At 38.1% G+C, this 20,038-nt stretch carries 18 protein-coding genes and 1 pseudogene; 3 read left to right on the top strand and 16 right to left on the bottom strand.

Translation table 11 applies throughout. The features are described from left to right. Nucleotides 1-28: 28 nt before the first annotated feature. From BLS16_RS06035 to BLS16_RS06045, 3 genes are all read right to left on the bottom strand, one after another. Nucleotides 29-1,021, bottom strand: a complete 993-nt coding sequence (locus tag BLS16_RS06035) for a sugar ABC transporter substrate-binding protein (RefSeq protein WP_092331184.1) — start codon at nucleotides 1,019-1,021, stop codon at nucleotides 29-31. Between the two features lie 341 nt (nucleotides 1,022-1,362). Beyond that, nucleotides 1,363-1,767: a rhodanese-like domain-containing protein gene (locus BLS16_RS06040; protein WP_345788516.1), complete on the bottom strand. Its 405-nt coding sequence runs from the start codon at nucleotides 1,765-1,767 to the stop codon at nucleotides 1,363-1,365. 203 nt (nucleotides 1,768-1,970) lie between these two features. Next, the gene (locus BLS16_RS06045) at nucleotides 1,971-2,288 is read right to left on the bottom strand and encodes a DUF2680 domain-containing protein (protein ID WP_092331187.1); all 318 of its coding nucleotides are present in this window, start codon (nucleotides 2,286-2,288) and stop codon (nucleotides 1,971-1,973) included. A 310-nt stretch (nucleotides 2,289-2,598) separates the two neighbouring features. On the opposite strand from BLS16_RS06045, the gene BLS16_RS06050 reads away from it, so the two are divergent. Then, the gene (locus tag BLS16_RS06050; RefSeq protein WP_092331189.1) at nucleotides 2,599-4,335 is read left to right on the top strand and encodes an ABC transporter ATP-binding protein; all 1,737 of its coding nucleotides are present in this window, start codon (nucleotides 2,599-2,601) and stop codon (nucleotides 4,333-4,335) included. 202 nt (nucleotides 4,336-4,537) lie between these two features. Here BLS16_RS06050 and BLS16_RS06055 read toward each other — a convergent pair whose 3' ends face one another. From BLS16_RS06055 to BLS16_RS06065, 3 genes are all read right to left on the bottom strand, one after another. Continuing rightward, the gene (locus BLS16_RS06055) at nucleotides 4,538-5,527 is read right to left on the bottom strand and encodes a diguanylate cyclase domain-containing protein (protein WP_092331192.1); all 990 of its coding nucleotides are present in this window, start codon (nucleotides 5,525-5,527) and stop codon (nucleotides 4,538-4,540) included. A gap of 293 nt (nucleotides 5,528-5,820) precedes the next feature. Then, nucleotides 5,821-7,125: a DUF3298 and DUF4163 domain-containing protein gene (locus BLS16_RS06060; RefSeq protein WP_092331195.1), complete on the bottom strand. Its 1,305-nt coding sequence runs from the start codon at nucleotides 7,123-7,125 to the stop codon at nucleotides 5,821-5,823. 98 nt (nucleotides 7,126-7,223) lie between these two features. Beyond that, nucleotides 7,224-7,589 (bottom strand): winged helix-turn-helix transcriptional regulator, encoded by a 366-nt coding sequence (locus tag BLS16_RS06065; protein ID WP_092331197.1) that lies wholly within the window; start codon nucleotides 7,587-7,589, stop codon nucleotides 7,224-7,226. 166 nt (nucleotides 7,590-7,755) lie between these two features. On the opposite strand from BLS16_RS06065, the gene BLS16_RS06070 reads away from it, so the two are divergent. Continuing rightward, a complete protein-coding gene (locus tag BLS16_RS06070) occupies nucleotides 7,756-8,331 on the top strand; it encodes a flavodoxin family protein (protein WP_092331200.1) in 576 nt (191 codons plus the stop codon). Nucleotides 8,332-8,610: 279 nt separating this feature from the next. Here BLS16_RS06070 and BLS16_RS06075 read toward each other — a convergent pair whose 3' ends face one another. Next, nucleotides 8,611-9,207: a DUF4352 domain-containing protein gene (locus BLS16_RS06075; protein ID WP_092331202.1), complete on the bottom strand. Its 597-nt coding sequence runs from the start codon at nucleotides 9,205-9,207 to the stop codon at nucleotides 8,611-8,613. Nucleotides 9,208-9,517: 310 nt separating this feature from the next. Next, on the bottom strand, nucleotides 9,518-10,945 hold the full coding sequence (gene pdxR / locus BLS16_RS06080; protein ID WP_345788518.1) for a MocR-like pyridoxine biosynthesis transcription factor PdxR: 1,428 nt from the start codon (nucleotides 10,943-10,945) through the stop codon (nucleotides 9,518-9,520). 74 nt (nucleotides 10,946-11,019) lie between these two features. Between pdxR and BLS16_RS06085 the strand changes: the two genes are divergently transcribed. Beyond that, a complete protein-coding gene (locus tag BLS16_RS06085) occupies nucleotides 11,020-11,877 on the top strand; it encodes a pyridoxamine kinase (RefSeq protein WP_092331207.1) in 858 nt (285 codons plus the stop codon). A 13-nt stretch (nucleotides 11,878-11,890) separates the two neighbouring features. On the opposite strand, the gene BLS16_RS23465 is transcribed toward BLS16_RS06085, so the two are convergent. The 8 genes and pseudogenes from BLS16_RS23465 to BLS16_RS06120 form a co-directional block, all read right to left on the bottom strand. Beyond that, nucleotides 11,891-12,043 carry a hypothetical protein gene (locus BLS16_RS23465; protein ID WP_176786085.1) on the bottom strand — a complete coding sequence of 51 codons (153 nt, stop codon included), beginning with the start codon at nucleotides 12,041-12,043 and terminating at the stop codon, nucleotides 11,891-11,893. Nucleotides 12,044-12,673: 630 nt separating this feature from the next. Then, the gene (locus BLS16_RS06090; protein ID WP_242876216.1) at nucleotides 12,674-13,267 is read right to left on the bottom strand and encodes a TetR/AcrR family transcriptional regulator; all 594 of its coding nucleotides are present in this window, start codon (nucleotides 13,265-13,267) and stop codon (nucleotides 12,674-12,676) included. Between the two features lie 257 nt (nucleotides 13,268-13,524). Further along, complete coding sequence (locus BLS16_RS06095) at nucleotides 13,525-14,748, bottom strand: sensor histidine kinase (protein ID WP_176786086.1); 1,224 nt, start codon at nucleotides 14,746-14,748, stop codon at nucleotides 13,525-13,527. A gap of 98 nt (nucleotides 14,749-14,846) precedes the next feature. Then, nucleotides 14,847-15,482 carry a cobalamin B12-binding domain-containing protein gene (locus tag BLS16_RS06100; RefSeq protein WP_092331213.1) on the bottom strand — a complete coding sequence of 212 codons (636 nt, stop codon included), beginning with the start codon at nucleotides 15,480-15,482 and terminating at the stop codon, nucleotides 14,847-14,849. Nucleotides 15,483-15,521: 39 nt separating this feature from the next. Further along, the gene (locus BLS16_RS06105; RefSeq protein ID WP_092331215.1) at nucleotides 15,522-15,881 is read right to left on the bottom strand and encodes an ATP-binding protein; all 360 of its coding nucleotides are present in this window, start codon (nucleotides 15,879-15,881) and stop codon (nucleotides 15,522-15,524) included. A gap of 18 nt (nucleotides 15,882-15,899) precedes the next feature. Continuing rightward, the gene (locus BLS16_RS06110; RefSeq protein WP_242876217.1) at nucleotides 15,900-16,814 is read right to left on the bottom strand and encodes an HNH endonuclease; all 915 of its coding nucleotides are present in this window, start codon (nucleotides 16,812-16,814) and stop codon (nucleotides 15,900-15,902) included. Nucleotides 16,815-16,929: 115 nt separating this feature from the next. Further along, entirely contained in the window at nucleotides 16,930-18,177 is a 1,248-nt protein-coding gene (gene ltrA, locus BLS16_RS06115) for a group II intron reverse transcriptase/maturase (RefSeq protein WP_092331217.1), read from the bottom strand. Between the two features lie 524 nt (nucleotides 18,178-18,701). Next, nucleotides 18,702-19,583, bottom strand: a pseudogene (locus BLS16_RS06120) (reverse transcriptase domain-containing protein); the annotation flags it as partial. Between the last annotated feature and the right edge of the window lie 455 nt (nucleotides 19,584-20,038).

Below are 20,038 nucleotides of genomic sequence, written 5' to 3' on the forward strand. Positions count from 1 at the left end.
TCCAGTAGCAAGGTAAGATGTTAAAGCCTCAATCAATTGTTGATCTTGTTACCAACTTAACATCGATAAAGGTTTCTAAGGGTTGTTTCTTACCATTTATCATTTCATAAGCATAATGCACGCCTCTATACCCCTGAATATCTGCTTGTTGATTAATTGTAACTTGCATACTTCCTTTACTAATTGCTTTTTCTGCTTCTCTTAAATCATCAAATCCTGAAACAAGTACATTGCTGCGGTTTGATTTATCTAAGTATTGTATTGCTCCTAAGGCCATCATATCATTGGCACAAAAGATGCCCCCTAGATCTGGATATTTAGCAAAGATTGATGAAGTAATAAAGAATGCTTCATCAATTTTCCAATTTGCGCTTTCCATGGCCACGATTTGAATGTTAGGATTTTCTGAAAAGGCTTTCAAGGCCCCTTTCTTACGTTGTTCAGAATTATCAGCGCCGCGAATTCCTTCCAGTATTGCGACTTTGGTTGGTTTATTAATTTGGTCAGCGATATATTTAGCGGACTTATAAGCACCGTCTTCGTTGTTTACGCTAATAAAGGGGATGTCTGTTAAATTCATTTTTCTTAAAAAATTCGGATCTAACCTGTTATCAATATTTACAATCGCAATATCTGCTTTCTGAGCTTTTTGCAAAACAGGAATCAAATCTGTGGAACTTCCGGGCGCAATTACTATGGCATCCACTTTCGAATTTATAAGTTCTTCTACGATACCAATCTGTTGTTCGATTGAAGTCTCTTTTGCTCCAGTTTTAACAATTAAATTAACACCTAACTCGTTTTGAGCTAAGCGCGCACCTTTTTCCATCTCAATAAAGAAAGGATTTGTCAGGGTTTTCATTACTAAGGCGATATCTGGTATATCCTCATCATCCTCTATATTGACGATTTGCTGCGAATCGTTGTCGGGATTATCCGGGTTTTCATTTTGAATCTCTTTTCTACATCCTGTAAGTATAAGAGTAAAAAGAATTAATACACAGATTAAAACTCTCTTCATATAAACACTCCTTGGATTTAAAATTAGAATGATAATTACCCGTAATAAAATTAATCTTTCCTAGTTATAATATCGAATTTGCTACTTATAAGTCAGTGTCAATTGGCATTAATTACAATGCTTAAAGCACGTTCTCATTACTTTTTCAAAATGAATAACATTTTACGATACTGATGAAGCCAAAAAAGAGAAGGGATTTCAACACCTTCTCCTTTAAACAAGTCCTTATAAAAGAGTTCACTTTTTCACAGTTGCGACCAATTGCTCTCGTTAATTAGCGATCTTTATCAGCTAGTTTGACACCTCTCATATAACGCGAAGCGTCCACCCTATCTCTCTTTTTACTTATTTCCGGAAACCGTCCTAAAAGGCCAACGAACTATCCCGCCCAGATCAAAAACATTATTGTAGCCCTGTTTCAATAAGATCTTAACAGCAGCTCTACTCCGATTGCCACTTCTGCAATAGGCAAAAATTGTAGTTTGTTTGTCTGGTAATCTTTCACTCGCTTCCTGTCTTAAAACAGATAAAGGAATCGAGATACTCTTAGGTATGTGACTATCGATATATTCTTCTTGACTTCGAACATCAAGTAAAACGATGCCCTTTTCCTTATCTAATCTTCGTTTTGCTTCTTGAGGATCGATCCTTAGTTGACTGATATTTCCTCGGTTTTTTATATAAACTGCCAATATTAATAATCCTACCGATAAACTTCCTATTACGATTGCTTGGTCCATAATCATATCCTTTCCACTCTAAAGTGAACTGCTTAGCTATGACATAACGGAGTTTAGAATCCCTTATGCTCTCTAGCGTTGTTAAAGGAATTCTAATGCGCCATAGGTTCTTTTGTCAAATGAAACAATAAGAGGCGAACTCCAAATGTTTAAATGGAGTTCGCCCCAAGTGTTATCCGACATCAGTTAGTTGTGAATGAGTTCCAATCCTACTCTGTCTTTGGAGCATTTGAGTTTTTACGGCAGCAGCCTTTTTGGGGCCCAAAGCCATGGAATTCGCCTTTGTCGATATCTTGTTCAATCTTCGCTTGGCGTTCTTGCATGGATTTCTTGATTTTCTCGGCTTTTGCCTGATCTAATATTCCGGCCTCTACTTCTTTATCAATGATCTGAGCCTTAATGTTGGTCATTTGCTGATTCAGAGCTTTAATCTCTTTCAATTTCTCTTGATCAACAGCCCCGAAGGCAGGAACGGCACTTACGACCAAGAAAACTAAAGCCAAAACGCTTGCAGCCAATTTTCTCATTTGCCAGACCTCCCCATTCATTTTTATTTTGCCGGAAACAATCTTATAATGCCCAATAACGCTATTATTATAGTGGGAAAACATAGAATTTCATTATACATCTTTCATTTTGTGACCAATTTATTATTGATAAATCAACCTGGTATGCTAAGATTGTATAATCTAGCATTATACAAGTACGATGAACTATTTGTACTGAGTATATAGAAAGATACTTCAACTGTAAAATTAAGCACGCTTCCCTTTTAGGGAGAAAGCCTGAATGCCTTCGGGCTTTCTTCTCTTAGCGATTGAAAGAGAGTGAATTACAATGTCTATTCTTAAAAAATTCATAACTTATTACAGGCCCTATAAGCACTTATTTTATGCAGATATGTTCTGTGCTCTTCTTGTTTCGATTATTGACCTGGCCTTTCCTCAAATCCTTAATTATCTCGCCAAGAACCTATTCACCCAAGACAAAGGCGTCATTCTAAATGCTATTGGTTTTGTCGGAATATCCCTCTTGTTAATGTACGTCATTAAGTATTTCTGCCAATATTTCATCATTTCCTGGGGCCACATCATGGGCGCTAGAATGGAAACCGACATGAGAAAAGATCTATTTAGTCAATTTCAGCGCTTATCTTTTTCCTATTATGACAAAAACAATACTGGAGAAATGATGTCCAAATTAGTCGTAGATTTATTTGATATCTCTGAGCTGGCTCATCATGGGCCAGAGAACGTTTTTATCTCCGCTCTGAAAATTATTGGTTCTTTTAGTATCCTGCTCCTTATTAATGTTAGAATGACTTTGATTCTCTTACTAGTCACCATAATTATGGTGTTTTTCACTATTTATAAAAATTACAAGATGGCACCTAGCTTCTCAGATAGCCGAATCAAAATTGCAGCGGTTAATTCCAGCCTTCAAGATAGCCTGACTGGAGTTAGGGTGGTTAAGTCTTTTGCTAATGAAAACCTAGAAAGGCAAAAATTCCAAAAACACAATCATGAGTTTTTGGAATCCAAAAATAGAATCTACAAACTTATGGGCTCTTTTCACGCCTGGAATTCATTTTTTGAAGGATTACTCTACGTGGTAATCATTGTTTCCGGCGGAATATTTATTGCCGATGGTTCATTAAAGGTTTCCGATCTAGCTATATATGTTCTATACATCAACCTTTTCATCAACCCCATTGATGTCTTGATAAACTATACGGAATCATTTCAAAAAGGATACGCGGGTTTTAAGCGTTTTATCGAAGTGATGGAAACACTACCTGAAATTGCGGACAAGGATACCGCTGAACCTCTAACAGATGTTAAAGGAGATATTATTTATAAAAATGTTTCCTTCCGCTACAACGATGATTCTAACGTTTTAGATAATGTTAGTTTAGGAATAAAGGCAGGTAAAACCATTGCCCTAGTCGGTCCATCCGGAGGAGGAAAAACCACTTTATGTTCTCTTCTGCCCAGATTTTATGATGTGACTTCAGGATCAATTACTATCGATGGAAAAGATATCCGAGATGTCACCTTAGACTCCTTACGAAACGCCATCGGCATAGTACAACAGGATGTTTATATGTTTGCCGGCTCAATCAGAGACAATATTGCCTATGGCAAAGCTGGCGCTACCGAAACGGAAATTATTGAAGCTGCTCAAAACGCTAATATTCATGAGTTTATCTTGTCTTTGGAGCAAGGGTATGATAGTTATGTGGGGGAACGAGGGGTTAGGCTCTCCGGCGGGCAAAAACAACGGCTCTCAATTGCCAGAGTCTTTTTGAAAAATCCCCCGATATTAATCTTAGATGAAGCCACATCGGCTTTAGACAACGAAAGTGAACGATACATTCAAAACTCCCTAGAGAAACTATCAAAAAATCGAACGACTATCGTTATTGCTCACAGACTTAGTACGATAAAGAATTCAGACGAGATCGTGGTCGTTACCGATGAAGGTATTCAGGAAAGAGGAAGTCACAAGCAGTTAATCGAAAAGGCAGGTATCTACGCACGTTACTACAATATGCAGTTTGAAGGATTAGAATAATTCAGCTTCTACTCCAAGCTTGAATTATGTTACTCGCATATCCCAAAAATTCCTAAAATGTAAAAAAGAGCATTGCGATAGCCCTTTTCACAAAATTCATCTTTAGCTTAAGATAACGGTATCTCAGGTAACTCTTCTTTTCGATATTACATTATTAATCATCCGCTCATTTTTATTGCAACATCCTTACTACCACTTGTAATTAATCATTCCTAAGGATATCTATTGTTACTCGATTGCGTCCTTGATTTTTAGAACAGTAAAGTGCCCGATCCGCAGTCATTATTAAATCATTCGGGTTGTCCAAATGCCCTTGGAATCTTGTCACAACCCCCAGACTTATCGTAACATGATCTGCACAGGGGGAACTGATATGTTCAATGTTCGCTCTCTCGATACTGGCTCTCAACTCTTCTGCTATAACGGCTGCTCCAATATCATCTGTGTTCGGCAAAACAACGCCAAACTCTTCCCCTCCATACCGAGCGGGAAAATCACCGGGTCGTCTTAAGGTCTTTACCAACAAAGATGCTACAGTTATTAAACAATCGTCTCCTTTTAAATGACCATAAGTATCATTAAAGGCTTTAAAGTAATCGATATCCAGCATAATTAGAGAAAGAGGATTTTTCTCCCTCATGGAACGTTTTCTCTCTTGTAGTAATCTCTGGTCAAAATTCCTTCGATTGGCAATCCCAGTCAACCCATCAAAGAAAGAAAGATTTTGCAACCTCTCGTTAGCCGCTTGTAGCTGATGAGTAACCTCAAGCAGCTCCAATTCTCGAGCTTTTCGCCGAGCTGTCTCATGTTTCAACTTTAACGCCGAACGCACTCGCGCTAACAATTCAACACTATCAAGAGGCTTCTTAATATAATCCATAGCTCCTGCAGAAAATGCCAGTTGTAGATCATTTCTGTCTGTCCTCGACGTTACCATGATTACTGGTACGTCAACAAGCCATTCTCGCTTTTTGACACTCTGGCAAGCCTCAATTCCATTAATTTCCGGCATAACAATATCCATTAGAATTAGATCAACTTCCACAATTCCCCGTTCCGAATGGCCGTCGATCAGCCGATAAAGTTCCTTTGCTGACTTTACAGTAATAATATCCATATATCCCGCAGCTTTAAGCCATGCTTTTGTCACTTCTAAGCTAAAAACAGTATCGTCTACAATAACTATGGCCATTTTACCAATCCCCCTACCGCGTTTATTTCTCCCTCAAAAACTTAAATTCCTGCATTTTTTCAAGTAATTATGCATTTTTATCAGAAAAAGGATCTTCAATTGTTCTTGGTTTTAAAAGACCAATATCACTCTTATCTGAATTAATAGCTTGATTAATCAAATCTACAAATTTCCATACGAATAACAAGAAAACCTCACTTAGATTTGAATCTGAGCTGAGGTTTTTCTTACTAGTTTGCTTGCTGTTACAAATTTAACATTTTGGATCATAGGTATACAACCTAATAATTTTTCTATTCAACCACTTTTTCCAACAGCCAAACACCATTTACTTCCTGCAAGCCAACGGTAATAGTCATATTTTTTTTGCCTGCTGGAGAATCATCCGTTGTAAAAATTGTAAGCTTGGCAGATGTTTCGTTAATTGTTTCTAGAACATAGCTATAGTCATTCCAATTTACATAATAACCCAGACCAGCGTCTTTACTTATATCTCCATACAATTTGCCTTCTACATTTTGATACTTCCCGTTGCTTAAAAGCAAATCCGCTTCACTCCGAATATAGGTGCCTCTCACAAATTGTTCAAAATCAGCATAATTTACAAACCGCCTATCTATTACGGGAAATAAGACCTCATTATCCCCTCGTTTTTCGGGAATATCCATCGGTAGCATTGATAAGCCAAAGATTTCATAAAATGCTTCCTTATTACGCTCCAATAAATATCCGACCTGACTATAGAGATCGCGTTCTAGTTGGCTATTGGGTAGTGTAGGTATGTTTAAAGGCGGTGTTTTCATTTGGCTATATGGAAGGTCAAATTTAGGAATACCTGCGACATAGGCTGCTATAGCGTAAGGCTGATAATAAACCATCAAGCTGTTGCTGGTCAATACAAAATCGTCCTCCGAATAACTTCTTCGAACATTATCTGCATAGTTTTCCTGATAGACAAAATTTTCGGTTCCTTCGGTTTCTTTGATCTTAGCCAGAACTGTTTGGTACACCTTTTCAAGTGCTTCTTCGCTGCTGCCCCCAAGAATATCGGCAAGGGTCAATCTCATGCCAGTTTTCACATCAAAGGTTTCTGAAAGCCAACCTGAATTAGGATGAGCTCCACCGGTATTTTCATACACTAAATTTACAACTGAGAGTAAATCATTTCCATTATAATAAATTTCTGTACTTCGTTCATAGGCATGGGGGCGGAACTCGAACCCACCACTTAGGGCGACTTCCTTGTCAGCTCGAGCCATTTCTAAACCGTCCCCTAAGGCATTTCCTAAAAAGCTATCACATTGTTTACTATAGTACTCATTAATTTTTGAAATTCCAGGATTATTCTCCGGGTTCCTAATCTCAGGATAAGTAATTTTCAAATAAAGCAGCACCGAACCGTCTTGATCATCTCGATAGGCCTCGGTATGGACCTTACGCTCGATAACCAAAGCTGTCATTGCCCTATCCTGTTGAGACGTGTCTCCCGAACTTGAAGGTTGATTGTTAGCCTCTTTGGTACCACACCCTGTAAGTATTAACCCTAACATCAATAAGCCTATTAGAGACTTTAATAGAAAAATCCTTGTTTTACCCATAAATTTTCTCCTTCACTCACCTTATTAAGCCCGCTCTTGTTTCCATAACTCCATACTTCCACAAGACTGGTATCAACTTGAGTAAAATATAGAATCTACTACTCTTCTTTAGCAAGCTTTAATTCTTGCATATTATGTTCATATTCATTTGCGTAGTTTTGTCCCCATTTACACATAGTATCAAGTATTGGCAATAAACTCTGACCCGCTTTCGTTAGAGAATATTCTACTTTTGGAGGTATCTGAGTATAAATTAACCGCTTAACCAATCCACTGTCTTCTAGTTCCCGAAGTTGTTGGGTTAACATTTTAGGCGTGACATTCGGTATTACTTTTCTCATTTCACTGTACCTTAAAGTTTTGTCCCCTAAGTGCCAAAGTATCAACGCCTTCCATTTACCGCCAATAAGCGCTATAGTCAGTTCCATAGAACATTGATACTCATTATTTTTAAACTTAATCATGATTAATATCACCTCATGGAATTTCTATTTTTAAGTACATTTGTCTTTCACCAAAGTATCTAATTGGGTACTATATAACAAAAAGGTGCGTACTTGTTAATATGTATTATATAGTTTATTATAATATCCAACAATTACTTATGTCAAAGAGTTAGGAGTGTTCTTAATGAAAGTTATAGCATTTAACGGAAGTCCAAGGGCTAAGGGAAATACCTCACAAAGCATACAAATAGTTTTAGCAGAATTAGCAAAAGAAGGAATTGAAACGGAATTGATCCAATTGGGAGGTCGCAAAGTCTTTGGTTGCTTAGCCTGCGGTAAATGTAAGGAAACTAAAGATAATCGCTGTGCTCGTAAGGATGACGATATGAACACATTTATCCAGAAAATCGAAGAAGCCGATGGTATTATTATTGGTTCTCCTACTTACTTCAGTAATGTGAGTACCGAGGTAAAGGCTCTTATTGATCGCTGTGGTTATGTATCAAAATCGAACGACGGAGCCTTATTAAAGGGAAAGGTAGGTACCTCTGTTGTCTCAGCACGTCGAGCTGGAGCAACCTTTACCTATTCTGCCATTAATTTCTTCTTTGGCATTGCGCAGATGATCATTTGCAGTTCTAACTATTGGAATCTAACTCTATCAAGAGATCCAGGCGATGTCCAAAATGATAGTGAAGGCATCCAAACTTTTCAAACCTTAGGCCAAAATATGGCTAAACTCTTAAAACAGGTTCGATAATTTTAGTTAATTCGTTTCAGGTAAACACTGACAGAGTATCTGCTTTTGCCATTATTTAATATGAAGGGTTATTGATCTGAATATAAAAAGATGCCAGGGCGAATTACAAGACCGCTCGGGCATCTTTTAGTCATTAAACAATAAACCTTATTATTGCCTCTGTCAGCTCATTTACTTCCCTTAACAGTGCCATAAGGCAATCAAAAATCCCCTCCTAATGTACCTAGTGGATTAGGAAGGGTTTTGATTGTAATATTATATATTAAACCTTTGTTCAATTCACCTATCAATTGAGAACCTGACGCTTGCATTTTTTGCTTTAGAATTAAACGGATCAGGAACAACAATCAAATTGAACATCTTAGCCTTTTCTGACACCTCATATCCCAGTTCACCGGTTATTGCTTCTTTTGATCTAATGGTTCCATCAATACGGCTTTTTGCTGCCAGAAAAGCCCCTAGACTCGATTCATGACTATTACCATTTAAGTCTTTCAGTTTAAATCCAATTGTACTTCTAACCTCAACATCACTAGGGCTTTGGTTTTCAATGGTTAGATTTATAAAAAGAAAAACATTCCCTGAGCTAGGTGACTTAACCTCACTACTGCCGTCTGATGTCCGTATACTGTTTATTCGATATTGCAGATTACCTATCTTGAAAGTCTCCCCTATCATATATTCTTCTTGCAGGGTCAACAATGAAGCTTGCGACGTTAAAAATCGCGAAGAATTTGTGTGAGCTTGGGTGGTTAGGGCACCTGCACCTAGTAGAAAAATCACCATTGGGACAAGAAGGACGAGTAAACAATACTGAGCCTGGGAACAATACCTACGCTGCTTTCCCGCCTTACCAACTACTACAAGTTTCCCCATGTTCTTCGTCCTCCTCAATAATGATTTTGTCAACAGGAAATTGATAGGAATATCTTCAAGTGAATATTAGCACACCTCCTCCCCACTGTCTATAGCCCCGATATATAGCTTTATCAAAAAAGCTTATTGACAAAAGTGCCTTAGCGCTCATTTTCACCACTAAATTAAGGAATTATTATAATATTGCCTATGAACATTTATTATTCAGTTTAATTGTAGCTATAGAGCTAATCTATGATAAACAATTTTTATAGATCTATTTTGGAAAAGACCTTAAAAGTAAGAGGTTTCACGTTGCTTGTGAAACCTCTTACTTTAACACCCATGCTTTATATAGTAGTTTGACACCCTCCTCTATCTCATTTTTACTCAAGGCACCGAAACCAAGTAAGAAGGTATTTTCATACTTACTTATTACTTCGCCAATAAAATAATCTGAAATTGGATATACCTTAACACCATTTTCGATTGCAGCACTACACATTTGTCTTTCACTATTTTCTGTTATTAAATTAATGAGCAAATGATTCCCAGCGCTTTCACCAACAACTTTAATCCGGTCTCCAAAGATTGATAGTTCTTTGATGAAATGGGCCCTTTTGTCCTTATATAGTTTACGCATTCTATTGAGATGTCTTTCATAGCTGCCTTCTGCAATAAACTTTTCAATAATTTTCTGTTCAAGGATGGATACTTCAGAACCAAACTCGCTGAAAAGTTTATTATAAACTTTTAAAAGCATCAACGGTAAGATCATATAACTCATTCTAATGGAAGGTGCAATTGAGGTTGAAAATGTTCCGACGTATATGACTTTGCCATTTTGGTCTATACTTTGCAAAGAAGGCAAAGGCTTTCTGATATATCTAAATTCACTGTCATAGTCGTCTTCGATAATAAATCGTCCATCTGCTTTATTCGCAAAGTTTAAAAGCTCAATTCTCCTGCCTATTGGCATGCTTACCCCGAGAGGGAACTGATGTGAAGGAGTTACATAAACTGCAACATTAGAGTGATCTTTTAAGGGCTCTATTTCAATTCCTTTATTATCAATTGGTATCGGTAAAATCTCATGCCCCATATGTTCAAATGTCCTATAAGCTTTTCGATAAACTGGATTTTCTAAGGCGATGGGAGTTTTATTACCTAATATTAGACTTATTGTTCGCAAAGAACTTTCTGTACCGGCGCCAATGACAATCTGTCTTTCCTCACAGTTCACTCCTCTTGAACTATGCAAAAAAGAAACTAGTTCTCGGCGCAAACCCATATTTCCCTGAGCAGTCGTTCTTTTTAGTATGCTATGATCAAATTCATTAAAGCAGCTTTTAAAAAGATTTCTCCATGTCTTATATGGAAATGCTTTGTGGTCAATATCACTGGGAGAAAAATCAATTTTCAAATCATTTATATGTTCCGTTAGCAGAGTACCCTCATGCTGAACGATATTTATGTTGTGATATACGTCAATATTAGATACATAATAACCTTTCTTAGGGACGGATAAAATATACCCTTCATCCATTAATTGGCTATATGCTAAATCAATCGTATTGATACTTACACAAAGATGCTCTGATAGTTTCCTCTTTGAAGGAATCTTGTCGTTGGGCTTATAGTTCTTGCATTGAATTTCAGTTTTTAACCAATCGTAGATCTGCTTGTATAAAGGTGAATTATTAGTACATAACGGTAAGGTAATAATTATGGCACCTCCAAACTGTAACCATGAATATATCCAAAACTGACACTTTTATAGGTAACAGTATTATTCTATAATCAATTTATTAATTGTCAAGGAGGATCAATTCTATGAATAAGCAAAAAAGAATCGCTGCAATTCATGATATTTCTTGTGTTGGAAGATGTTCTCTTACAGTTGCACTACCCATACTATCAGCTGCGGGTTTTGATACCTCTGTATTGCCTACAGCAATTCTATCCACACACACTGGTGGGTTTGAGGGGTTTACCTATAGAGATTTAACGGAAGATATCAAACCTATTTCAGATCATTGGCAATCATTGAACATACAGTTTGATGCTTTATACAGTGGATTTTTAGGATCATTTGAGCAGATAGATTTAGTAGCCGACCTCTTCGATACCTTTAGGACAGACAATACACTAGTTATGGTTGATCCTGTTATGGCGGACAATGGAGTTTTATATTCAATTTATTCACCGGAAATGGCTAAAGGCATGGCTAAATTATGTGCAAAGGCAGATATTATTGTCCCCAATTTGACTGAAGCCGCTTTCCTTTTAGATGAGGAATACATCGGAGAAAACTACTCGCAAGAATATATTGAAACCACCTTGAAAAAACTCGCAGCTTTGGGAGCAAAAAAGGTTGTATTATCGGGGGTATCCTTCGAAGGTGAAAAATTAGGAGCAGCGTCCTACGATAGTGAAACAGGCAGCATCAGTTATGCCTTTAACGACAAGATAGATGGTTACTTTCATGGTACGGGGGATGTTTTTGGCAGTGCCTTATTATCCGCACTATTGAATAATTTCACTCTTGCAGAGGCAACACAAATAGCTGTAGATTATACTCAAATGTGTATTAGTTTGACTCAAGAAGCAGAACTAGAGAAAAGATATGGAGTCTGTTTTGAAAGAGCAATACCCGATCTTATCAAAAGATTAGGTTTATTCAGTGAATAAGTGAAAGGATATATTAAAACCCTTTAAGAATTGCTTTAAGTGCTTCAATCCCAGTCATCTGCTTTTTGACCACTTCCCTAGTCGGAAGCCCCAGAAAACTTTGTTCATTAATAACCTCAATTGTCGATAAAATTAATCCTTCTTTAGTATGCAAAAATGTGTACAATTCCCAATACCCCCTAAGGTAAGTAAGCGATTACTCACCTTATTTTTATATACATATTACTTCTTTTTTCTACAGAATATGAGATGTTTATACGGAATTTACTGTGAGCTGAAAACTCTAATTCCACCAACAGTTTTGCTACGGAACAGGATTTATATCGACATCCAAAGCATTGCTTGTACTCTCCTTTATGGAAAAGCCCGGCTTTCCGGGGTTCACTTTGCTTTGCATCACGGTTTTGGTGTCATTTCCTCCTCCAATTGCTTTTGGTAGTGTTTAGTGTTTAGCCTGCTTTTCCACCACCTCTTCGGTAGCCTTCCGTTGATTCGCATTCGCCTTACCTTAATATGGGTTCTATCAATAAACACCCCCTCCGTATAGTATAATTATACCATTTAAATAGGGGTATTTCTGCTTTTGCTGCAGGATGAGTCTCCCCTAGTCGGGGAGACTTTCCGAACTAGGCTATAGTTTACGAGTCCTAGCTTATCGACCTTCGGGTGATCTGTCTATCTGCTTCCGACACTTGGCCGGCGGGTAAGACAGGGTAAGCAATACTTCAACTTCACCTTTATAAATACTAAAATCAACAACTTGTTTGATGATGGATTCTTCTATAAACTGGGCAAACTAACCCGTTTGCAATTTCAAACCATCAAGCAACATTTTTAAAGTTTTTAAAATATGCTCCTTTAAAGAAAAACTATAGTTTTCTAGACGCCACCTCAGAACAACTACCCTTTCTAAGCCTATAATCAGATCTACTAAGCCTTCAGATTCGACATCCTTGGAGATTTCATTTTGACGTTTCGCATCCTCAACAAGCGTTTTGATCGTTCTGACCCGATTTGTAAAAATCTCATTTACCACAGCACTTAGCTCAACTTCCCGCATTAGTCCCTCATAGGATAGGATGATTGCTGTTATTTCAGGATAATTTTCATAATATATAGCATAGGCTTCTACAAAATATGTAATGGCTTCAATCGGTTTAAGCCCTTTAAGGTCTAATGATTCCTTAATTGGTTGATCATATTGAGAGAAATATTCGAGCACCGCAAGAATTAGTTCATTCTTCGATTTATAATGTTTGAAAATGGTTGATTCACCGATACCCTGCCTTTTGGCCACTTCCCTGGTCGTAAGCCCCTGTAGGCCCAGTTCACTGATAACCTCAATCGTCGATAAAATCAAGCTTTCTTTAGTGTGTAATAATTTGATCAATATCTTTTCCTCCATTGTGCGTGTAATCAATCACTCCCTAATATTATAATGTATAATCTCTTGTCTGAGAAATCTCTGAAAGGGTGGCTCTCTTTACTACGCCAATTTCTTTTGTAATTTTTTTGGCTGAGATGTCCCAGTTTCTCTGCTCTTTTCTCCTACGCCTTAATATCACTCCCAACGTTAGGACTTCCCACGATTATACCGGCAGGTAGAAAGAAGATTCGATCCCCCCAAAAATGGAAATACCCAGTATTTCAAAAACTTTTTCTCAGCTTAAAATAGAAAATTGAACCCTTTTTTACATTTTCCTCAAAACCAACAAAACCATTGTGCGCATCAATGATGTTTTTGGAAATATAAAGTCCAAGTCCATTGCCCTTCTCTCCCCCAGTAGGGGTTGTGGACGTTTTAGAAAACATCTTGAATAACCTATCTCTCTGAGATATTGGGATCCCATCCCCTTCATCGATTACTTTCGTTGTTATATAATCGCCGTCGTCTTCAATTTCCAGAAATATTTTTCCACCCTGCGCTGAGAACTTTATTGCATTCTGAAGGAAATTATTAATGACTTGACTGATTTTGATTTTATCAATAGAAATTGCAAGATTATCATCAATCTCCAGCCTCATTAGGACTGCAATATTTTTATTCTTAGCTAATTCTTTATTAATAGCAACTACTTTATTAAAGAAGGGACGATAATTTACACTTTCTACGTTAAGCGTCAGCCTTCCTGTCTCGATAGTAGACACATCTAGAATATCTTTAATGAGCCCTAATAAATATTTACTAGACTCTTGTATTAGTTCTGAAAACTCAAGACTTATGTCAAGGTCAGCGTACTTTACTGGCTCTTGGATAATCAATTTTCTAGCAGTTGTTGAAATATACTCAGACAGACTAAATATCCCTCCTACTGGGGCTCTTAGGTCATGAGCTACAATACCAAGTATTTTACTCTTTTCATTGCTTATCTTTTCTAATTCTTGATTCTTAGCTTCTAGTTCTTGGGTTCTTTCTATAAGTTTATCCTGTAGCTCTTGCATGTGCAAAATATTGTTTTTTAACACAATTTCTTTCTTAATAAGTTCTCTATTTAAGTTGTTGATCATTTGAGTGTTAGAAGACATTTCCTTAAAAAGCACTTCCAATTCCAATCCATCATACTCGCATAAAAAGAATAGCTCATCACTAAGCTTATAAATCTGGGCTAAATATGAAAAATTTAGAAGGTTTTTCGAAAGGGTAATAACTCCGTTAAAAACACAACGATCCCTAGAATCAATGACTAAAGACTCAAATACTGGATTAATAAAATATTGTTTAATATTATTCTCACCGTATCCCAAAATCAATTTGTATCCCACATTAAAAAACAATACATTCCCCTCAAAGTCCGTTGAAAAACAAATAAAATTCTGACTATCCAATAAAAATGTTTTAAGAATAGAAATCTTTTCTTGACCCAATTCCATGCTAATTAACCGCATGATCCATGTGTCTCGATTTCTCTAGTACTTCGTCTGAGGCAATCGTAAAATGGGGAATATTTATGAGAGAGTTCTTTTCCATACTATGCACATCCTTTAATATAACTTTCTATGGCTTCAAGATTTCTAAAATAAAAAACCTCTGTAAATCTATCAGCTAGTTCAACGCCGACATCATTTAGAGCCTGTCCACCAATCATAATGGGTATGTTGGTTACTGTTCTTATTGTGGCAATTTCTTCAAGGAGAAAATGAACATTTGAATAAACACTTAAAGATAAGCCAATCATATCAGGTTTGACTAAACCACAGAATTTAACCAATTCATTCATTGGTGTATTTGCACCAAGATAGTGGGCATCCCAACCATTTTTCTCAAAAATATCAGCAACCATTTTTCCGCCAATTTGATGTTCTTCGTTTTCAACACAGGAGATTATAACTTTTTTATTTTTCCTCTCCGGACTCATTATTTCTGGAAACAACTGGTTCATTAAACCTTCTGTAATCGATGTTGCCATATGCTCTACCGCAACACTAATTTTATTACATTCCCATCTTTGTCCAATTTCATATAAACTCTTCTTAAAGATTTCTTCATATAAAGCTATGATGGACGAATTTGATTTTCTAAACTCTTTCATCCCATTTTCACATGCGAGTCTATTACCTTTTAAAAGGGAGTCTAAAACATCCTCGTATATTTTCAAATTTTCCATAAATCCTCCAGGTGTAGATATTCTATTTGCGAACCAATTTCAGCACTTTTTAGTATAACGAAATGGTAGAAATACAGTAAATATACTTCCTGCTCCAAGAGTACTTTGAACTTTGATTTCCCCACCCAGCATTTCAACAAATTTCTTGGTAATTGAGAGACCAAGACCGGTCCCACCAACTTTTCTTGTATAGGCACTATCCACTTGGCGAAATTCCTCAAATATTCTTTCTAGGTACTCAGGAGGTATTCCTTTGCCTTCATCCTGCACGTCTATTCTAAAAAAAGCCTCATCATGGTTAATGGAAAGTGATAGCAATAGGTAAAGCTTTGATGTCATCTCCACTTTTTCCCCTGCTCCACACCGTGCATGCGGGTTTCCTCGCACACGGCGTTCCATCAATCTAAAGCTACTTCCTTATATCACAATATTTCCTACTTGTACTCTGAATTTATTCACTTTGGCTATCTGTCTTTTAGATAGCTTGAGTTTCGCCAGTATTTGATGAGTTGTCTCGGATTTGGTTGCATGTATCAGTCTGTGAATATCGGGTGAGATTATGACTAGGTTACTATATTTATCTTTTCCACCGGCACTAACAGGAATGATATGATGACAATGGAAGTTGTTTACCTCTAACCTTTCGCCGAGTACGCCACACTTGCCGTATTGGGCGGAAAATAGGGATATTCGGTTGTCGTTATACTCGATACTCCGGTTTGGTACTGGATTTTTGGTAAGGTATATAAACTCGGAGTTCGAAACACTTTCTATTTGTTTATGAATTAACTTTCTTCCTTCGAGAGTAAACTTGTTTACCTTTTTAGAGTAGCACCTTACATTCCTAGTTTTACATGCTGACATTGGAAAGATAATAAGCCCATTAATGTATGTCTTGTGCATATCATATCCTTTGTATTTTTCCAAGTATATCCTGCTAGGAGAACCCTTATTTGTGGAAATTGACTTCCATCTAATTTTAGTGTTCCTATCAAGGTAATATCCGATTTTTGAGAAGTCCTTGGTACAATGTGTTGCTATACGATAGTAATTTTGTGTGCCAAGAACATAAGAATTGTAGAGACTTACATTCTTGGCTGTAGGATTCTTTTGAATTCTCTTGATTAGCTCTTTTCCTTTGGCCATTATCTTTGTAACCGCACTCGGTTTGATATTTGAGTTAGCGATTCGTTTCATACCCTTAACAACCGCTTTGATTTTAAATCCTAGGAATTCGGATGATTTCTTTCTCAGGTTTGTAATCTTTGACTTTTCTGGACTTATCTCTAGGTTTAACCGTTCCTTGAGCCAAAGTTTAACTGCGATGAACATTCGTTCCGCAACATCTCTAGTTGAGCACATGATTTTGAGGTGAGTAGACCGGAGGAATTTCACCCCCAGTCTCTCTCAGAACCGGACTTGAACCTCTCGGCTCATCCGGCTCCCATTATCCAGCCCCAGGTAAAACCCCCATTTGCCACTGAACGAAAAGTTTCTGCTCGCGTCTGGCTATCCTACCAAGCCAAGCGTCTGCTCGTTGTTGATGTATCGCTAGTTTCTTGTATTTTCGTCTAGCCCATCGAACCAGTGCTCGATTCATGTGTTTGAGTACAGAGTACATTTCCGACTTATAAAAGCGACCGTAGTAATTGACCCAACCCCTAAGTATTGGGTTGAACATATGGGCCAAATCCTCAAGAGTTTTGTCTGGCTTTAGGTGCATACGCCAGTCATGTATTGTTTGTTGCATAGCTTTCTTGGCTTTGTTGCTGACTGCTGGCGTAAAGTTTATAAAGAACTTTCCATCTTTATTCTTTGATCTCCTTGGGCGAAATGTATATCCAAGAAAGTCAAAGGTTGTTTCAAGATAGTCTCCTCGCCGGTCATCATCTTTGCAGTAGACAATACGTGTTTTGATCGGATGAAGTTCTAAACCACATTCTGCAAACCGGGTCTCCAAACTTTTCCGTAGTCCTTCGGCGCCTTGTCTGCTACGGCAGTGTGCCACAGCATCATCTGCATATCGGGCAAACGGTTTATTTGGGTGATGCTTTTCCATCCATTTGTCAAACGCATAATGTAGAAACAGGTTTGCCAAAACCGGACTTATGACTCCGCCCTGCGGGGTTCCTTTCGTCCGTTCCTCGACTGTTCCATCAGGCATTTGAAATGGGACCTTAAGCCATCGTTTAATATATAAAATGACCCAAGGATTGTCCGTATGTTTGCAGACTGCTTTCATTAATAGTTCGTGATCAATATTATCGAACAGCCCTTTAATGTCGAATTCCAGTACCCAATCATACCTCCAGCATCGCTGGCGAGTAACTTTGAGTGCGTCAACAGCAGACTTACCCGGGCGATATCCATATGAGTCAGGATGAAAACAGGGTTCTACCCTTGGCTCAAAATAAAGTTTCGCCACCATTTGCGCTACACGATCGGCCACAGTTGGTACTCCGAGCATGCGCGTTCCGCCATTTTTCTTCGGTATTTCCACCGCCTTAACGGCTGGTGGAAAGTAACTACCGGATGACATCCTATTCCAAATCTTATAGAGGTTGTTCTTTAAGTTGCTCTCGAACGTTTCTAGATCCTCTCCGTCGATACCAGCCGCACCCTTATTCGCTTTTACTCTCTTAAATGCCTCTAACACGACGTGTTTGGAAATTTCATAAGACTTTGTTTCGTCCATTGGTTCCTCCCTTGCGGTTGACCGCTATTCAAAACTGGATAACACAACCCCTTCGCTTCCCTTCCATTAAGAAGCTTCATCACTACTACGGGTTATTCCGCCCCTGCACTTCGCGTCGATACTTTTATCCTTGTGGGTCTTCCACTTGGATTTTTCTCTTAGCATCGAAGTGCAGGTTCCCACGTTCCACACAGAAGCCTATGCTATGTTCAAGCCACCTTCATGCCGGTCACCGCCTGGACAGTAAACAGGTTTCCTCCAGACTTATCCCGGGCTAACGACTACCTCCCGGTTTTGATGACGTTCCTACGCTTTCGACACGTTATCAGCGGTTCATTTGTATTCTTCTCCATAGCACCTACCTGACGAGGTCAAGCCTCGCCTTTTCCTTAACGCTCACCACCATGGCTTTTGGACACAGCAACTTAAGGTGGTTTGGAATCTCTACCTGCATAGCGATTCCGAGGGGCCAACCCTCATCATCTGTGCAGCATAGCTGCTGTTCAAGCGACGATTCTTGTCGCTTGAACGCGCCTTCGTGGCGCACAGTCATCTGCATACCGAATAATGTAGCACTCCTTGAGTTCTGATCCTTTGCGTATTAATTTGAGTTTGCCGCTGTTATCAGAGTAGGGGTATAAGGTTTCAAAGCTTTCCCATTGGTCACTAATCCACCAGTCTAATTCATTGAGAACCACGTTAGAAAATAATGGCGAACACAGCCCACCCTGAGGTACTCCTTTACTTGGGATTCCTAATCTTTCAATTTCTGCTTTTAACATAGCCGATATAATGCATAGAAGGTTCTTGTCCTGAATTCCCATGGTCCATAGTTGTTTGAGAAGTTTTCCATGATCTACATTGTCGAAGAATCCTTTTATGTCAATATCTACAACAAAGTGTAAGTGTTGATGGTTAATCATCTTGTGCATCATGGCTTTTGCATGTTCTGTACTTCTATTTGGCCTAAAGCCATAGCTATGATTATGAAATTTCGCTTCACAGATTGGCTCAAGTATTTGAAGTATACACTGCTGGATAAGTCGATCGGACATAGTGGGAATTCCAAGAGGGCGTAGTTTGCCATTGTCTTTCAAAATCTCTACTCGTCTGATCGATTGTGGTCTGTAGTGCCTTAACCTTCCTTTTACCATTGTAATAACTTGGTGATTGGTCCTATCCGAGATGTCTTTAATCGTTAATCCATCGGTTCCTTTTGTCTTACTTCCTGTGTTGGCCTTGATATTTCGATAAGCCAAAAGGATATTGTTTTCTTCTACAATTTTTTCGTATAGGTTATTAAACTTTGCACCTTTAAGGCTTCTTGCATACAAATCATCAAGGGTACTTTGTTGGCCATAGTATTCATTATGGCGCAACTTGGTATTCGCGGTAGTGGTAGCCATAGTCGGCAGCACCTCCTTTCGAGGGTAGCCTCTTTTAGTCTCACCAGAACCTATGGAGTGATTTTGTGATTGTAAGTTTTCATTTATGATAATTGACTTGGGCCTCTCCCTCCACCACTTATTATCATGGTTTCATTGGTACTGTGACCCTACTTTCACGAAGGGGATAGTTCATCGGTAATAAGACCTCCCTATTCTTCGCTTACCACGTTCCAACATCTCTATCTGTACCATATACCTTTAGGTAGTTCCTCTGGGTTTGTAGACTTTCCGATGCCTAAAACATCGCAAGGATTTTCATACTGGAAATTTTTTACTCTTCCTCATCTACCAAACATAAATTTGCTCTGACATTTCTATCAGCTGGGTCACTCCCCCGTACATTCGGAACTTCGTCAGTAGATTTTATCTACATTCTTACCATGGATATTTTTTAGACTTCCGCACTATAGACT

Source organism: Desulfosporosinus hippei DSM 8344 (genome assembly GCF_900100785.1).
Classification (GTDB): Bacteria; Bacillota; Desulfitobacteriia; order Desulfitobacteriales; family Desulfitobacteriaceae; genus Desulfosporosinus; species Desulfosporosinus hippei.

Coding starts and splice junctions, on each gene's coding strand:
- BLS16_RS06035 (WP_092331184.1), bottom strand. CDS start 1,021: ATGAAGAGAGTTTTAATCTGTGTATTAATTCTTTTTACTCTTATACTT.
- BLS16_RS06040 (WP_345788516.1), bottom strand. CDS start 1,767: ATGATTATGGACCAAGCAATCGTAATAGGAAGTTTATCGGTAGGATTA.
- BLS16_RS06045 (WP_092331187.1), bottom strand. CDS start 2,288: ATGAGAAAATTGGCTGCAAGCGTTTTGGCTTTAGTTTTCTTGGTCGTA.
- BLS16_RS06050 (WP_092331189.1), top strand. CDS start 2,599: ATGTCTATTCTTAAAAAATTCATAACTTATTACAGGCCCTATAAGCAC.
- BLS16_RS06055 (WP_092331192.1), bottom strand. CDS start 5,527: ATGGCCATAGTTATTGTAGACGATACTGTTTTTAGCTTAGAAGTGACA.
- BLS16_RS06060 (WP_092331195.1), bottom strand. CDS start 7,125: ATGGGTAAAACAAGGATTTTTCTATTAAAGTCTCTAATAGGCTTATTG.
- BLS16_RS06065 (WP_092331197.1), bottom strand. CDS start 7,589: ATGATTAAGTTTAAAAATAATGAGTATCAATGTTCTATGGAACTGACT.
- BLS16_RS06070 (WP_092331200.1), top strand. CDS start 7,756: ATGAAAGTTATAGCATTTAACGGAAGTCCAAGGGCTAAGGGAAATACC.
- BLS16_RS06075 (WP_092331202.1), bottom strand. CDS start 9,207: ATGGGGAAACTTGTAGTAGTTGGTAAGGCGGGAAAGCAGCGTAGGTAT.
- BLS16_RS06085 (WP_092331207.1), top strand. CDS start 11,020: ATGAATAAGCAAAAAAGAATCGCTGCAATTCATGATATTTCTTGTGTT.
- BLS16_RS06095 (WP_176786086.1), bottom strand. CDS start 14,748: ATGGAATTGGGTCAAGAAAAGATTTCTATTCTTAAAACATTTTTATTG.
- BLS16_RS06100 (WP_092331213.1), bottom strand. CDS start 15,482: ATGGAAAATTTGAAAATATACGAGGATGTTTTAGACTCCCTTTTAAAA.
- BLS16_RS06105 (WP_092331215.1), bottom strand. CDS start 15,881: ATGGAACGCCGTGTGCGAGGAAACCCGCATGCACGGTGTGGAGCAGGG.
- BLS16_RS06110 (WP_242876217.1), bottom strand. CDS start 16,814: ATGTTCATCGCAGTTAAACTTTGGCTCAAGGAACGGTTAAACCTAGAG.
- ltrA (WP_092331217.1), bottom strand. CDS start 18,177: ATGGACGAAACAAAGTCTTATGAAATTTCCAAACACGTCGTGTTAGAG.